Origin of the sequence: Alkalibacillus haloalkaliphilus, assembly GCF_007991275.1 — a bacterium.
Lineage (GTDB): Bacteria > Bacillota > Bacilli > Bacillales > Alkalibacillaceae > Alkalibacillus > Alkalibacillus haloalkaliphilus.
Genome location: NZ_BJYA01000001.1, coordinates 131,114 through 146,750, shown reverse-complemented (window position 1 = coordinate 146,750; position 15,637 = coordinate 131,114). Strand labels below are relative to the sequence as shown.

The following is a 15,637-nucleotide window of genomic DNA, read 5'->3' as shown; positions in this document are numbered from 1 at the left end:
GATCGGTTCGAGAGGCTCATAGAATGGCTCAAGAGGCTCATTGGAGCAGTCAAGAAGCTCCATAGACCGGTTCGAGAGGCTCATTGGAGCAGTCAAGAAGCTCATAGACCGGTTCAAGAAGCTCAATCAGCCATTCCTCGATCTTAAAATAAGACAAACAAAAAAGGCTGGCGCAAAGCCAGCCTTTTTATGATTGCCTAAAGATTAATCGTTAATTGTAACATCTTTAAGCTGATAAATACCTAATGCGTCTACCCAGAAGCCATCAACTTCTTCTCTTACACCAGTTAGGTAGTTCTGGTGGTGAACGTAAAGCATAGGAGCAATTTCAGTTAATAGCTCTTGTGCTTCAGAGTAGATCTCTTGACGTGCTTCAGGGTCACCTTCACGACGACCAGCATCTAGAAGTTCATCTAGTTCTGGGTCATCAACGAATGAACGGTTACCAGTTGCACCATGAGCGCTTGAGTGGAATAGTGCGTATAGGCCGTAGTCAGCGTCAGCTGTTACAGTAGACCAACCTAGTACGAACATGTCATGCTCACCGTTAGCTGTACGGTCTAGGAAAGCACCCCATTCTAGCTCTTCGATTTCAACATCGATTCCGTAATCACCTAATTGGTCTTGAACGTAAAGAGCAGTTTCTACACGCTGCTCGTTATCGTTAGTCCAAATAGTTGTTTCAAAACCATCACCGTACCCTGCTTCTTCTAGAAGCTCTTGAGCACGCTCAGGCTCATAACCTAAACCAGATACATCTTCGTCATAACCGAAAACGTCTGGAGCTAATGGACCAAGTGCAGGAATACCATTACCATCATAGATACCTTCGATGATTTCCTCTTGGTTTACAGCTAAGTTAATAGCTTGACGTACACGAGCATCATCAAATGGTTCTTTTTCCATGTTGAATCCAATGTAAGATAAACTTACAGAATCTTGAGTATTAACATAAGCGTCTTCTAACGCTTCAACGTTGCTTACATCAGTTGGCTGAATTGGATCAGCAATGTGAGAGTTATAAGTTTCTAACTCTGCTAAACGAGCACCAGGCTCAGGAATAACCTTGAACGTTACAGCACCTGGAAGTGCATTTTCACCCCAGTAGTCTTCGAAACGCTCTAGAGTCGTTTCTTCACCAGAAGTACGCTCTAATAATTGGAAGAAGCCAGTACCGTGTGGGTTGCTTGCTACATAAGTACCAACATACTCAGCGATATCACCTGAAACTTCTTCAAACTCTTCGCCACCTTCAGCGCGAAGTTCATAGTACTCTTCTACTGACATGTCATGACCAGCTTCTTCTAAAGCTTGCTCATAATCAGTTGTGATTGCTTCTTCACTAATCATACCACCAGCATCGTGTGCTAAGTGAGCTAATAGTGGAGCAAATGGGTATTCAGTTGTAATGTGAACTTCGTAGTCACCTTCAACTGAAACTTCTTCAATCATCTCGTATAGGAAAGTACGTGGAGACGCCATTGCTGGGTCTAGTACACGCTCTAGGTTAGCTTTTACTGCAGATGCAGTAAACTCTGTGCCATCGTGGAACTGTACTCCTTCACGTAAAGTGAAAGCCCAAGTAGTATCGTCTACTTCTTCCCAATCAGTTGCAAGACCTTCAACGATTTCCATATCTTCGTCTTGCTTAACTAGTGTTTCATAAATGTTATTACGAACGTTACTAGAAGGAACGTCGTTGTCCCCGTGTGGATCTAATGAAACTAAGTCTGAAGATACTGCAAGGATTAGATGGTCGCCATCAACGTCGACATCTGCCTCTACATCATCACCAGCTTCTTCGTCATCTCCACCAGCTTCTTCTTCGCTTGTATCTGGATCATCATCAGTACCAGGATCATCTTCTCCAGTACCATCACCAGCACAAGCTGCTAGAAATAGTGAGAAAACTAGCATTACGGCTAAAAGCCAAAATGTTTTGTTTGATTTCATGCTTGTGTTACCCCCTTGGTAATTTATAAGTATTTGAGTAGCCTAAAATATTAGGCATGCCCTCAACCATAATATAAATCATTTTCAAACTATTAGCAAGGTTATATTTTGTCTAAATTTATTATAAGTTGTTAATATAGTGACAATATATAATGAAGAAACTATATTTTTTCATTTTATATTCAATATTATCCGCAAATTCTGAATAGACTTAATTTGGGGCAAATTGTTGTATTATTATAAATGTGCGTTTATGATAGTCTAGAAAGTAGACTCGCTAAAATAATTTTACCAAGAAACAACATAAAATAGCGCTTACATTTGTGGTAAAATATTTAATGTGAGGGTTCACAAATTGAATTTTCAAAAATTTGCGATGTTTTAAAAAGGGGGTATAAGCTGTGTCAAATCAACAAGTAGAAGAAGGCGTTCAAGAAAAAGTGGAAAATCCAAGAGTTAAATCAATAAAAGATTTCTACAAACGCCTAGCAAAAAATAAAGCAGCCTTGATTGGTTTTTACACCATTTTATTTCTAATAGTTGTATCAATAATTGGTCCTTTGCTAACGTCGAACCATCCAAATGATACGGACGTTATGAACAGATTCGAAGGTCCTTCAGCAGAGTTTTGGTTCGGTACAGACCATATGGGGCGTGACATCTTTACAAGAATCATTCATGGTATGTCACTAACCCTAGGGATCGGTTTTGCTTCAGTTATTATGGGAGCGCTAGTCGGTATTCCAATTGGTATTATTTCGGGTTACTACGGTGGCCGCATTGATAACATTATTATGAGGTTTATCGATATTCTCTTAGCCTTCCCAGGTATTTTACTAGCTTTAGCAATTGTAAGTATTTTAGGTGGAAGCTTAGTGAACGTAACGATTGCCGTAGCTATTTACGCTGTACCAGGTTTCGCTCGTATTATTCGTGGTTCAACGTTAGCAGCGAAAAAGCTTGAGTACGTCGATGCAATCCGAGCATTAGGTGCTGGCGATGGACGAATCATCTTTAAGCACATTTTACCGAACGTATTATCACCCGTTATTGTTAACGCAACGCTTTATATTGCAACAGCAATTTTAACAGCGGCTGGTCTATCCTTCTTAGGTATGGGTGCACAACCACCTACGCCAGAGTGGGGTGCGATGTTAAACGATGGTAGAGGTTATATGAGAGATGCTGGTTATATCGCATTCTTCCCAGGTGCATTTATCGTTGTAGTCGTATTAGCGTTTAACATCTTTGGTGATGGTTTACGTGATGCGTTAGATCCGAAAATGAAAAAGTAGAAAAGAGGTGCAAAATAGATGACTGTATATATAATCCGTCGTATCCTGCAACTGATTCCGGTATTATTAGGTGTTACAGTTTTAGTATTCTTACTAATGCACTTAACGCCTGGTAACCCGGCACAGTTGATGGCAGGGGAGAACGCTCCTCCTGAGATGGTTGAACAAATAGAAAACCGTTTAGGGTTAAATGATCCTTTGCCGGTACAGTATTTTGATTATGTTGCAGGTGTTGTCCAAGGTGACCTTGGAACGTCCATGCGTTACAACACACCAGTAATCGATGAGGTAGGTCCCCGTTTCTGGGTAACAATTGAGTTAGCATTATATGCTACGGTATTAAGTATTTTCTTAGGTTTAATTGCAGGTATTATTTCTGCGGTACGCCAGTATTCAATAGCTGACGTATCCATTATGATTGTTGCATTATTCGGTTTATCCATGCCGAACTTCTGGTTAGGCTTAATGTTAATGCAGTGGTTCTCTATTAACTTAGGTTGGTTCCCGCCAACAGGTTGGGGTTCACCAGAGCAAGTCTTACTACCAGTGATAACCTTAGGTACAGCCGGTGCAGCTATTATTGCACGTATGACTCGTTCTAGTATGCTTGAGGTTATATCACAAGACTATATTCGTACAGCACGTGCTAAAGGTGTTAAAGAGCGTATTATTATTTATAAGCACGCGCTTAAAAACGCACTGATCCCAGTTGTAACGGTTGTCGGTCTACAATTCGGTGCATTACTTGCAGGTGCAGTTTTAACTGAGGAAGTATTCGCGATTAACGGAATGGGTAGATTATTAGTTGACTCCATTATGAACCGTGACTTCCCAGTTGTTCAGGCGTGTATTCTAATTATTTCAGTAGTATTCGTTGTCGTTAACTTATTAGTCGATATTTCTTATAAATTCCTTAACAAGCGTATTGATCTTAACGATTAATTGATAGAAAGCGAGGTGTAGGATCATGAGTGATGAGAAGATTTTAGAAGTCAAAGACTTAAGAACGTCCTTCTTTATTGAAGGAAATGAAATTAAAGCTGTAGACGGTGTTACTTTTGATGTTCCTAAAGGTAAAACATTAGGAATTGTAGGTGAATCAGGTTCTGGTAAAAGTATTAGTGCTTTATCAATCCTTCAATTAATCGATTCGCCAGGTGAAATCGTCGGTGGAGAAATCAATTTCAAAGGTCAAAACCTTTTAGATTATAGTGAAGCACAAATGCGTAAAGTGCGTGGTAACCAAATTTCAATGATCTTCCAGGAGCCAATGACGTCATTAAACCCTGTTTACACAATTGGCCAACAAATTCGTGAAGCATTGAAAATCCACCGCGGTCTTGATAAAAAAGACGGCACGGAAAAATCGGTTGAATTACTAGAATTAGTAGGAATCCCGTCACCAAGAAAGCGTGTGACGCAATATCCGTTCGAATTATCAGGTGGTATGCGCCAGCGTGTTATGATTGCAATGGCATTAGCTTGTAACCCTGAGCTATTAATTGCAGACGAGCCTACAACAGCGCTAGACGTTACAATTCAGGCGCAAATTTTAGAGTTAATTAAAGAATTACAAGAAGAAATGGGTATGTCTGTTGTTATGATCACGCACGACTTAGGTGTTGTAGCTGAAACGTGTGATTATGTCGCCGTTATGTATTGCGGTAAAGTTGTTGAATATGCAGACGTTAAGACGTTATTCAAAAACCCTAGACACCCATATACAGTAGGCCTATTAAATTCACTACCACGTAGTGATGTGGACCAAGAGGAGCTAATTCCTATTAAAGGTACAGTTCCAGCGCCGCATGAGATGCCTGATGGTTGTCGATTCGCGCCACGTTGCCCGTTCGCAACAGATTTATGCCACAGCGAACTACCAAGCCTAGATGATGTTGGTGAAGGTGAACAAGTTCGTTGCTGGATCTACACAGATGAATGGGATGGCGATCCGGAGGTGAAAGTGTATGAGCCAGAAAAAAGAACTTCTGAAGATTAATAATTTAAAGCAATATTTCCCGATTAAAGGTGGAATTTTAGGTCGCACGGTAAATAACGTTAAAGCTGTTGACGACGTTTCATTCACAATTTATGAAGGTGAAACAGTAAGTGTTGTTGGTGAGTCCGGTTGTGGTAAATCAACGACAGGTCGTGCTATTTTACGTTTAGATGATCCAACTGACGGGACGATTGAATTCGACGGTATGGATTTACTTTCTTTAAATAAGAAAGAAATGCGTAAAATGCGTAAAGACTTACAAATTATTTTCCAAGACCCTTACGCATCATTAAACCCACGTATGACTGTACGTCAAACGTTAAATGAAGCGATGGAAATTCAAAATGCAGTGCCACGCAACGAGCGTAATGACCGTATTGCAGAATTAATGGAAACAGTTGGCCTGCAGCCACACCAAGCTGACCGTTTCCCACACGAATTCTCAGGTGGTCAGCGTCAGCGTATCGGTATTGCTCGTGCACTTTCAGTTGACCCGAAGTTAATTGTTTGTGATGAAGCAGTCTCTGCATTGGACGTATCGATTCAAGCACAAGTATTAAACTTGTTAAAGAAATTCCAAGATGAGTGGAATTTAACGTATTTATTTATCGCACACGACTTAGGTGTTGTTCGTCACATCTCAGATCGTATTATCGTAATGTATTTAGGTAAAATTGTTGAGATTGGTGACACGAAGTCAATCTTCGAAAACCCACAACACCCTTATACAAAAGCTTTATTATCAGCAATTCCAGTACCGGATCCAGAAAAGAAAACAGAGCGTATCTTCTTACAAGGTGATGTCCCTTCACCAATCGATCCGCCTTCTGGTTGCCGCTTCCACACAAGGTGTCCATTTGCGACAGACAAGTGTGCTGAAGAAGTACCAGAATTGCGTAATGAAGACTACATGACTGATGGCCACGCAGCAGCTTGTCACTATATTAAAGCTATTGAATCTGGTGAACATCAGCCAACGAAAGAAACATCAAAAGTAAGAGATGTGTAAACTATGTTAACAGGGAGAGTCTATCTCCCTGTTTTCTTTTATGCTTTAAAGTGTTTTGCCTGTAAGAAACTTATATAACGTGAATTCCCCATAACAGCTTAAATCATGTTATGATACATATTGGGAAAACTAGATTATGACAACTTTTTTAGGAGGTAACGTAATGCCTAGTGAAACTTTAGATCGCTTTTTAAATGAAAATCTACAAGAATTAAAAGATCAAGGACTTTATAACGAAATTGACCCTGTAGAAGGTGCTAATGGACCTGAAATTACAATCAATGGTCAGAAATTAATTAACCTTTCATCAAATAACTATCTTGGACTAGCAACTGACGAAAGACTTAAAGAAGTTGCTAAACAAGCAGTCGATTCTCACGGTGTAGGGGCAGGTGCAGTTCGTACAATTAACGGTACATTAGATCTACACGTGAAATTAGAAGAGAAAATTGCTGAGTTCAAAGGGACTGAAAGCGCAATTGCTTACCAGTCTGGGTTTAACTGCAATATGGCTGCAATTTCAGCGGTAATGGATAAAAATGATGCTATATTATCGGATTCTTTAAACCACGCATCAATTATTGATGGTTGCCGTTTGTCAAAAGCGAAAATTATTCCTTACGGTCACAACGACATGGAAGACCTTCGCCAAAAAGCAAAAGAAGCAACAGAGTCTGGCCAGTACAATAAAGTTATGGTGATTACAGACGGCGTCTTCTCAATGGACGGTGACGTTGCTAAGTTACCTGAAATTGTTGAGGTTGCGGAAGAATTTGACTTAATTACTTACGTCGATGATGCTCACGGTTCAGGTGTATTAGGTAAAGGTGCTGGTACAGTTAAACATTTCGGACTTCAAGACAAAATTGACTTCCAAATGGGTACTTTATCTAAGGCGATTGGCGTTGTCGGTGGTTATGTAGCAGGTAAACAAGAATTAGTCGATTGGTTAAAAGTACGCTCAAGACCTTTCTTATTCTCAACTTCTTTATCACCTGCAGATGTAACAGCAGCGACAAAAGCTATTGACCTACTAATGGAGTCAACTGAGCTTTACGATCAGATGTGGGAAAACGGTAACTACTTAAAAGAAGGCTTAAAAGGTATAGGTTTTGATATCGGGGATAGTGAAACACCGATTACACCTTGTATTATTGGTGATGAGAAAACCACACAACAGTTTAGTAAGCGCCTTAATGAAGAAGGTGTCTATGCTAAAGCGATTGTTTTCCCAACTGTTCCACGTGGTACGGGCCGTGTTAGAAATATGCCAACAGCAGCACATACAAAAGAGATGTTAGATGATGCCATTAAGATTTATGAAAAAGTCGGTAAAGAAATGGGCGTTATCTAAAAGCATACAAGGGGATAGGAGGAACTATTACGATGAAGAAGATTTTAGTAACCGGCTCACTTGGCCAAATCGGTTCAGAGCTAACGATGGCTTTGCGTAATCAGTATGGTACAGACAATGTAATCGCAACAGACATTCGCGAAGCTGATAGCCCAGTTGTAACGGAAGGTCCTTTTGAAACTTTGGATGTTATGCAAGGTAAAGAAATGCATGATATTGCCAACAAGTACCAAGTTGATACAGTGATCCATTTAGCTGCGTTACTGTCAGCTAAAGCTGAAAGTAACCCACAATTAGCTTGGAATTTAAATATGAACGGCCTTATGAATGCACTAGAAGTCGCACGCGAACTAGATGCCAAGTTCTTTACGCCAAGTTCAATCGGTGCGTTTGGTCCAACAACACCTAAAGATTTAACACCACAATTAACAATCCAACGCCCAACAACGATGTACGGTGTTAATAAAGTAGCTGGTGAACTTTTATCAGATTATTACTTCCAACGCTTCGGCGTCGATACACGTGGTGTACGCTTCCCAGGCTTAATCTCGTATGTTACTGAACCAGGCGGTGGAACAACAGACTATGCGGTTGAAGTCTATTACGAAGCGTTAAAAAATAAACAATATACATCTTACATTGGACAAGGCACACATATGGATATGATGTATATGCCAGATGCAGTTAAGGCAATCATCGATTTAATGGAAGCTGACCCTTCTAAACTTATAAATCGTAATGCGTACAACGTTACAGCCATGAGCGCTGCACCTGAACATTTCGAGCAGGCGATCCAAAAGCATATCCCTGAGTTCTCACTTGATTACGAAGTAGACCCAGTAAGACAACAAATTGCTGACAGCTGGCCGAACTCAATCGATGCCTCTAAAGCAAAAGAAGAATGGGGCTTCTCAATCGATTATGATATCGACAGAATGAGTGAGGATATGTTAGAAAAACTAAAAGCTAAATTAAATGTTTCTTTGTAAATTTTAAAGCCCCAGTTCTCTGGGGCTTTAATTAGTTAAATGTCTCATCTAAACTACTAGCATAAAACTCAATAAGCTGTTGTTGCTTAACTAAATCTTCATCATTCGTTGTTTCTAACAACTTTTGTGCCATAATCTCCATCGCCAAGTCATAATCCCCTTTATTGTACAACGTAAACGCAAAATAAACATACATCGGGTTATAACTTGGAAATTCACTCATACCAACCTCTAACGTTTCTTTCGCTTTATCATACAACCCAACAGCACGATAGCTAATTCCAAGGCGAAGTAAAGCTTCCTTTCGTTCCTCTTCACTTAACTTAAGATCTAATGCCTGTTGATAAAACGTTATAGCCTGAGGAAACATCTCCAACTGCTCATGTACATAAGCAGCCGCTATTAAAATTTGATGATCGTCTGGATAGTTTTGTACTAACTCTGCGAAAATAGATTGTGCTTCAGAAAATTTCCCTTCTTCTTTTAACCGAAATGCTTCTTGTCGTAGTGTCATTTATAAAATCTCCTTTTGAAATCTCTTCTTTAGTTTAAGCAAAACGCACTAATTATTTCAAACAATTGTTTTTTTCAATACCAACTATAATAATTTTTAAAAAGTAGCAAATAACATGATTAGAAGGTAAATAACTTTACCTATATTAGGTCAGCGTAAAATGGCTTTAAAATTCGCCAAATTTTAGCACTTTCTAGCCAAACAAAAATTTTGACGAATTATGTCTTTTTAAACTACAATTTAGAACTAATTGCGCGAAAACCTTATAAGCGGAGAGGAGCTGGAGGTAAACAACATTCGAGCAATTATATAACAGCTTTTTACAGGAGGAAAAGGATGAAGAAAAAGTATTATACCGAGGAGTATTTAGGAACAGGCACACAATGGGGCCCGTTTGCGATTAGTGGAGGGTTCTTGCTTTTATTCTTATTATTAGCTTTCTTTACACCAGATTTCGCATCTGAGGCTGTAAGTGCATCATTCGATTTTTCAGCTAAGTACTTCGGTTTATTTTGGCAATTATTAATGCTTGCAACATTGATTGTCAGTTTGATTTTAATGTTTTCACGTTATGGACGTGTTCGTTTAGGTAATAAAGAAGAGCCACAATACGGTAACTTCCGTTGGGTGGCGATGATTTTAACGACGTTATTAGCAGCGGGTGGTGTGTTTTGGGCAGCAAGTGAACCAATCCAACACTATATGGATACACCTCCTCTGTTTAATTCAGAAGGAATGAGTGAATGGGAACGCGTAGTACCAGGTTTGTCACAAGCTTTCTTCCACTGGGGATTCTCAGCTTGGGCTGTATTAGGTACAGTCGCTACGATTGTTATTATGTATGCGCACTACCATAAAGGAATGCCGTTAAAGCCAAGAACGATGCTTTATCCGTTATTAGGCGATAAAGTGTTCAAACGCTTTAATTTTTGGGGTGTATTAGCAGACGTAACATCAATTATTGCGGTAGCTGCTGGTACAATTGGTGCAATTGGATTTTTAGGATTGCAAGGAGCTTATGCGTTTGAAGACATATTTGGTGTTGAAAGTACCTTGTTTACACAAATAGCCTTTATCGTTATTTTAGTTGTAATTGCGACGATATCGGCAATTACAGGTGTGGACCGTGGTATTCAAATTTTAAGTCGATTTAATGTTAGCTTTGCGGTTATTTTAATGATTATTATCTTAATTGTTGGTCCAACGATGTTCATTTTAGATGCATTCGTTGCCGCAGAAGCTTTCCAGTTACAAAATTATTTAATGATGAGCTTAACGCGTGGCGATGAAGTCTGGTTAGCATGGTGGACAGTCTTCTTCTGGGGTTGGTTTATTGGTTTCGGACCGATGATGGCGATCTTCATTAGTCGTATTTCAAGAGGACGTACGATTCGTGAGCTTGTCGTTGCAGTAGCAATTATGGCTCCGATTGTAAGTAACTTCTGGTTTGCAACGATTGGGGGTACAGGAATTTGGTTTGAAATCCAAAACCCTGAAAGTATCTCTGTTCCGCTGGCCGAAGTCGGACAGGAAGCTGCGGTTGCATCCATTCTAGAGCAGTTGCCATTAGGAACGTTATTAGCATTTGGTTTCTTAATTGTAACGGTTATCTTCGTTGCTACAACAACAGACTCGATGTCCTACGCATCAGCAGTTGCCGTAACAGGTAATGATGAACCAAGCACATATGTCCGTGTATTCTGGGCGATCATCTTTGGTGCTACAGCAATTGCCCTAATTTCAATTGGTGAAGGTAGCGGTGATAGTATCGGTATGTTACAAAACTTTATCGTTGTAACCGCCGTACCAGTGTCACTCTTATTGCTCCCACCAGTATGGGATTCAGTTAAAGTAGCCAAAAAGCTTGCTGAAGAACAAGGAATTAAAAAGAAAGATGATTAATTTAAAGCTTACTGGCGTCAGCCAGTAAGCTTTTTTCTTTGAGTATTTCTTTATGTATTCAAGCACTTGAGGTGGTATACTAAGTTCGTAATAAACAAAGATTAATGTTAAGTAAATTGTCTTAACTTAATAAAGACTTAAAAGGTAGGGTGACACGATGGAAGCAAAACCGTGTATTCATTCATTAACAGTAAAAAACTCACACGTATTACCTCCAGATACGAATAGTCATGGGACGTTATTTGGGGGTAAATTAATGGCTTATATGGACGATGTAGCAGCAATCGCCTCAACACGTCATGCACGAACACCAGTTGTAACAGCCTCAACTGATTCTGTAGACTTTTTAGCACCAGTACAAGAAGGAAGTACAATTTGTTTAGAAGCGTTTGTCACGTGGACGCACAATACATCGATGGAAGTATTCGTTAAAGCAATCACAGAAAACTTACTTACTGGTGAACGTCATGTCTGCACGACAGCTTTCTTAACGATGGTTGCCATTGATGAAAACGGCAAACCAACTCAAGTGCCTTCAGTGTATCCTGAATCAGAGGAAGAAAAGTGGTTACACGAAGGGGCGAAAGAGCGTGCGGACTATCGTAAGAAGCGCCGTGAAGAATCAAAGACATTGGCTGAGAAGTTCGGAGCAGATTTCCCTTGGGATCCAACATCTAACCGAAAAGCATAACTTAAATTGAAGGGCATACAATCATAGTGACCGATATTGACACTTTTTCAAAATTGTTTTACAATTTTGATTAGTGATGAGAATTGTGGTGTTAATATGACTCAACAAAATATCGGAATCGGAAAGTGTGCCCTTCAGTTAGTATTAGCTAATAGTGATGAGATCGAAGGGTTAAAGTCCGAGATGAACGAATCAACATTTCAATATTGTTTAGGTAAAACTGGATCAATGGATTTGCAAAAAGTTGTATCAGCCATTGAGACAGCAGCTAAGCGTAACCACATGATCCAAGAAGGAGTATACCGTGAGATGCACGCGCTTTATCATGCTATTTTAGAAGCAGTGCAAGGTGTGACGAGAGGTCAAGTGCAACTTGGAGATGTGATGCGTACAGTTGGATTGAGATTTGCTGTCGTTCGAGGGAAACCTTACGAAAACGAACAAGAAGGTGAATGGATTGCTGTTGCGCTTTATGGAACCATTGGTGCACCAATTCGTGGACTCGAGCATGAGACGGCAGGCTTAGGAATTAATCATATATAACGAAATGCCCATGAGTAATGAGATATTAGGGGGCTTATTCTTGAATGTAATCAAGGATAAGTCCCTTTTTTATGTTTAATGGAGGTGGTCGTTTGGAGATTAATGGACATTCGTTAACGTTAAATGAACTGCATCGTGTTGTTCACCATTTTGAAACCGTTACCATATCAGAAGCTTCACTTCATCATGTAGTTGAAAGTCGCAAAATGATAGAAACGGCTGTTGAGCAACACGACGTTATTTACGGCATTAATACAGGCTTTGGTAAGTTTAGTGATGTCGAGATCGATGAACAAGATTTAGATGAACTACAAATGAATTTAATTTACTCACATGCTTGTGGTGTTGGAGACCCTTTATCAAAAGAAGTCAGTCGGGCGATGGTGTTACTTCGAGCTAATGCTTTATTAAAAGGTTACTCAGGAGTACGGCCGATTGTCATTGAAAAGTTAGTTGAGTTGTTGAACAAAGACATTATCCCGGTCATTCCGTCACAAGGTTCTCTTGGAGCGAGCGGAGACTTAGCACCACTTGCTCATTTGGCTCTCGTTTTACTCGGTGATGGTGAAGTCTATCATCGTGGTGAGATTAAGCCAGCTCAAGAGGTATTAGGAGAGAAAGGGTTCACCCCGATTCAATTAAAAGCAAAAGAAGGTTTAGCACTCATTAACGGAACACAGGCGATGACAGCTGTAGGAGCGTTAACGTATTTACAAGCAGAAGAAACGTTAAAACAATCCGAACAAATTGCTGCTATGACGATGGAAGGGTTAGAAAGTATTATTTGTGCTTTTGATGCAAAAATCCATGAAGTGCGAGGGCATAAAGAACAAATTGAAGTAGCTGAGCGTATTAGAGAGCTTTTGCGTGATAGCCAACTCATCACAAAACAAGGTGAAAAACGTGTCCAAGACGCTTATACAATACGGTGCATACCACAAGTGTTAGGTGCATCATGGCAAACGTTAAATTACGTTAAAGAAAAGTTAGAAGTCGAGATCAATGCCGCAACAGACAACCCGTTAATTTTCACAGATGAGGGAGAAGTACTTTCAGGCGGTAATTTTCACGGACAACCGATCGCCATTGCAATGGACTTACTCAAAATTGGCATGGCTGAAGTAGCGAATATGTCAGAGCGGCGAATCGAACGACTCGTTAACCCACAACTAAATGATTTACCGCCATTTTTAAGCCCTGAGCCAGGCCTGCAATCAGGTGCGATGATTATGCAATATACAGCAGCATCACTCGTATCAGAAAACAAAACGTTAGCACACCCAGCAACGGTTGACTCAATCCCATCATCCGCTAACCAAGAAGACCACGTCAGTATGGGCACAATTGGAGCAAGACACGCGAGCCAAATCGTTCAAAACGCTCATCGAGTCATCGCAATCGAGCTCATATGCGCCATGCAAGCAGTAGAAATAAGAGGCACTGAAAAAATGGCGCAATCGACAAGAGAACTATACACACAAGCACGAGGTGTTGTACCGAGTATTAAGCACGACCGAGCCTTTTCAAAAGATATCGAAGCGTTAGTAGAGTGGCTACAAGAGGTGGATGTAAAGCCTGTATCACAAAGCTAACGAAACAAACATGAAGGTCCTAGGGAAAAGCATATAGTCATTATAAAAAGGAGGAACTCATAATGGTAGAAGGAACTAAAAAAATCCGCGCACCACGAGGGAGTGAACTGAATACGAAAGGGTGGGTTCAAGAAGCGGCTTTACGAATGCTTATGAACAATTTAGACCCTGAAGTGGCTGAAAATCCTGACGAACTAGTTGTCTATGGTGGGATTGGTAAGGCAGCACGTAATTGGGAGAGTTACGAGGCGATTATTAAAACGTTAAAAGATTTAGAAGAGGACGAGACATTACTCGTTCAATCGGGTAAGCCAGTGGCGGTTTTTAAATCGCATAAAGACGCTCCACGTGTTTTGCTGGCTAACTCTAATTTAGTTCCGGCGTGGGCGAATTGGGAACATTTCCGCGAATTAGAGAAGAAGGGTCTCATGATGTATGGCCAGATGACAGCCGGAAGCTGGATTTATATTGGTACACAAGGCATTTTACAAGGGACGTATGAAACATTCGCTGAAGCGGCCCGCCAACATTTTAACAGTTCGCTTAAAGGGACACTTACTGTAACAGCTGGGTTAGGTGGTATGGGTGGTGCGCAACCTTTAGCTGTTACGATGAATGACGGTGTTGTGATCGCCATTGAAGTAGACGAAGAAAGAATTAAACGCCGAATTGAGCACCGTTATTTACACAAAATGACGGACTCACTTGATGAAGCATTAGAAATGGCACGCGAAGCTCAAGCGAAAGGTGAGCCTTTATCAATCGGACTTTTAGGGAATGCAGCCGACGTGTTACCTGAATTAGTGAAACGCGGCGTAACACCAGACTTAGTGACTGACCAAACATCTGCACACGACCCGTTAAACGGATATTTACCTACAGACTACTCATTAGAAGAAGGGGCCGACTTACGTGAGTCGAATCCAGATGAGTACTTAGCGTTATCGCGTCAATCGATCAAAAAACACGTTCAATCGATGCTCGATTTACAAAAGGCAGGCGCTGTCACATTCGATTACGGTAACAACATTCGTCAGGAAGCTTATGATGAAGGGTTAACAGATGCGTTTGATTTTCCTGGCTTTGTACCAGCATTTATTCGCCCACAATTTTGTGAAGGAAAAGGCCCTTTCCGTTGGGCAGCGTTATCAGGAGACCCAGAAGATATTTATAAAATTGATGAAGTGCTATTACGCGAGTTTTCGTATAATGAGCATTTGTGTAAATGGATTCGGATGGCGCGTGAACAAGTCGCTTTCCAAGGCTTGCCATCACGCATTTGCTGGTTAGGTTATGGCGAGCGTGCTCGTTTTGGAAAAATTATTAACGACATGGTCGCTTCAGGTGAGCTTTCCGCACCAATCGTCATCGGGCGTGACCATCTAGATGCTGGTTCAGTCGCTTCACCAAATCGCGAGACAGAGTCGATGAAAGATGGAAGTGACGCAGTTGCAGACTGGCCGATCTTAAATGCATTAATTAATAGCGTGAACGGCGCTAGCTGGGTATCGGTCCACCACGGTGGCGGCGTTGGTATGGGGTATTCGTTACATGCTGGTATGGTCATCGTCGCTGACGGTACGGAAGATGCGCATGAGCGTCTCGAGCGCGTCTTAACGTCTGACCCTGGCTTGGGAGTCGCGCGCCACGTCGATGCGGGCTATGAACTAGCTGAAGAAACCGCTCGGGAAAAAGGCGTCGACATTCCGTTGCTAGATTAATATAGTTCGCTTAAATTTTAGAGAATTAAGCGAAATCGAGATTTATTGGGCGAAATCCATGATATTTAAGCGAAA

Annotated in this window: 13 protein-coding genes; 11 read left to right on the top strand and 2 right to left on the bottom strand. The window is 40.8% G+C overall.

Annotation, left to right across the window (positions count from 1 at the left end):
• Positions 1 to 204: 204 nt before the first annotated feature.
• On the bottom strand, positions 205 to 1,953 hold the full coding sequence (locus AHA02nite_RS00665) for a glutathione ABC transporter substrate-binding protein (protein ID WP_146813383.1): 1,749 nt from the start codon (positions 1,951 to 1,953) through the stop codon (positions 205 to 207).
• Between the two features lie 401 nt (positions 1,954 to 2,354).
• Between AHA02nite_RS00665 and AHA02nite_RS00660 the strand changes: the two genes are divergently transcribed.
• The 6 genes from AHA02nite_RS00660 to AHA02nite_RS00635 all read left to right on the top strand — a co-directional run bounded on the left by AHA02nite_RS00660 (position 2,355) and on the right by AHA02nite_RS00635 (position 8,599).
• Positions 2,355 to 3,248 carry an ABC transporter permease gene (locus AHA02nite_RS00660; RefSeq protein WP_146813381.1) on the top strand — a complete coding sequence of 298 codons (894 nt, stop codon included), beginning with the start codon at positions 2,355 to 2,357 and terminating at the stop codon, positions 3,246 to 3,248.
• An 18-nt stretch (positions 3,249 to 3,266) separates the two neighbouring features.
• Positions 3,267 to 4,190, top strand: coding sequence for an ABC transporter permease (locus tag AHA02nite_RS00655; RefSeq protein WP_146813379.1), 924 nt, complete (start codon positions 3,267 to 3,269; stop codon positions 4,188 to 4,190).
• A 25-nt stretch (positions 4,191 to 4,215) separates the two neighbouring features.
• Positions 4,216 to 5,247 (top strand): ABC transporter ATP-binding protein, encoded by a 1,032-nt coding sequence (locus AHA02nite_RS00650; RefSeq protein ID WP_146813377.1) that lies wholly within the window; start codon positions 4,216 to 4,218, stop codon positions 5,245 to 5,247.
• Positions 5,216 to 6,256, top strand: a complete 1,041-nt coding sequence (locus AHA02nite_RS00645; RefSeq protein ID WP_146813375.1) for an ABC transporter ATP-binding protein — start codon at positions 5,216 to 5,218, stop codon at positions 6,254 to 6,256. Before AHA02nite_RS00650 ends, AHA02nite_RS00645 begins: the two co-directional genes overlap by 32 nt.
• Positions 6,257 to 6,419: 163 nt before the next feature.
• Complete coding sequence (locus tag AHA02nite_RS00640) at positions 6,420 to 7,610, top strand: glycine C-acetyltransferase (protein ID WP_146813373.1); 1,191 nt, start codon at positions 6,420 to 6,422, stop codon at positions 7,608 to 7,610.
• Positions 7,611 to 7,642: 32 nt separating this feature from the next.
• Positions 7,643 to 8,599 (top strand): L-threonine 3-dehydrogenase, encoded by a 957-nt coding sequence (locus AHA02nite_RS00635; protein WP_146813371.1) that lies wholly within the window; start codon positions 7,643 to 7,645, stop codon positions 8,597 to 8,599.
• A gap of 31 nt (positions 8,600 to 8,630) precedes the next feature.
• Here AHA02nite_RS00635 and AHA02nite_RS00630 read toward each other — a convergent pair whose 3' ends face one another.
• Entirely contained in the window at positions 8,631 to 9,113 is a 483-nt protein-coding gene (locus AHA02nite_RS00630) for a tetratricopeptide repeat protein (RefSeq protein WP_146814085.1), read from the bottom strand.
• A 336-nt stretch (positions 9,114 to 9,449) separates the two neighbouring features.
• Between AHA02nite_RS00630 and AHA02nite_RS00625 the strand changes: the two genes are divergently transcribed.
• The 5 genes from AHA02nite_RS00625 (at position 9,450) to hutU (ending at position 15,562) form a co-directional block, all read left to right on the top strand.
• Entirely contained in the window at positions 9,450 to 11,015 is a 1,566-nt protein-coding gene (locus AHA02nite_RS00625) for a BCCT family transporter (RefSeq protein WP_146813369.1), read from the top strand.
• 157 nt (positions 11,016 to 11,172) lie between these two features.
• Positions 11,173 to 11,706 carry an acyl-CoA thioesterase gene (locus tag AHA02nite_RS00620; RefSeq protein ID WP_146813368.1) on the top strand — a complete coding sequence of 178 codons (534 nt, stop codon included), beginning with the start codon at positions 11,173 to 11,175 and terminating at the stop codon, positions 11,704 to 11,706.
• 96 nt (positions 11,707 to 11,802) lie between these two features.
• Positions 11,803 to 12,249, top strand: coding sequence for a hut operon transcriptional regulator HutP (gene hutP, locus AHA02nite_RS00615; protein WP_146813366.1), 447 nt, complete (start codon positions 11,803 to 11,805; stop codon positions 12,247 to 12,249).
• A gap of 92 nt (positions 12,250 to 12,341) precedes the next feature.
• A complete protein-coding gene (gene hutH, locus AHA02nite_RS00610) occupies positions 12,342 to 13,841 on the top strand; it encodes a histidine ammonia-lyase (RefSeq protein WP_246118788.1) in 1,500 nt (499 codons plus the stop codon).
• Positions 13,842 to 13,903: 62 nt separating this feature from the next.
• On the top strand, positions 13,904 to 15,562 hold the full coding sequence (gene hutU, locus AHA02nite_RS00605; RefSeq protein WP_146813362.1) for a urocanate hydratase: 1,659 nt from the start codon (positions 13,904 to 13,906) through the stop codon (positions 15,560 to 15,562).
• Positions 15,563 to 15,637: the final 75 nt, after the last annotated feature.

Excerpts from the sequence above, each read along its gene's own strand:
- AHA02nite_RS00665 (WP_146813383.1), bottom strand. The coding sequence starts at position 1,953 with ATGAAATCAAACAAAACATTTTGGCTTTTAGCCGTAATGCTAGTTTTC.
- AHA02nite_RS00655 (WP_146813379.1), top strand. The coding sequence starts at position 3,267 with ATGACTGTATATATAATCCGTCGTATCCTGCAACTGATTCCGGTATTA.
- AHA02nite_RS00650 (WP_146813377.1), top strand. The coding sequence starts at position 4,216 with ATGAGTGATGAGAAGATTTTAGAAGTCAAAGACTTAAGAACGTCCTTC.
- AHA02nite_RS00645 (WP_146813375.1), top strand. The coding sequence starts at position 5,216 with ATGAGCCAGAAAAAAGAACTTCTGAAGATTAATAATTTAAAGCAATAT.
- AHA02nite_RS00640 (WP_146813373.1), top strand. The coding sequence starts at position 6,420 with ATGCCTAGTGAAACTTTAGATCGCTTTTTAAATGAAAATCTACAAGAA.
- AHA02nite_RS00635 (WP_146813371.1), top strand. The coding sequence starts at position 7,643 with ATGAAGAAGATTTTAGTAACCGGCTCACTTGGCCAAATCGGTTCAGAG.
- AHA02nite_RS00630 (WP_146814085.1), bottom strand. The coding sequence starts at position 9,113 with ATGACACTACGACAAGAAGCATTTCGGTTAAAAGAAGAAGGGAAATTT.
- AHA02nite_RS00625 (WP_146813369.1), top strand. The coding sequence starts at position 9,450 with ATGAAGAAAAAGTATTATACCGAGGAGTATTTAGGAACAGGCACACAA.
- AHA02nite_RS00620 (WP_146813368.1), top strand. The coding sequence starts at position 11,173 with ATGGAAGCAAAACCGTGTATTCATTCATTAACAGTAAAAAACTCACAC.
- hutP (WP_146813366.1), top strand. The coding sequence starts at position 11,803 with ATGACTCAACAAAATATCGGAATCGGAAAGTGTGCCCTTCAGTTAGTA.
- hutU (WP_146813362.1), top strand. The coding sequence starts at position 13,904 with ATGGTAGAAGGAACTAAAAAAATCCGCGCACCACGAGGGAGTGAACTG.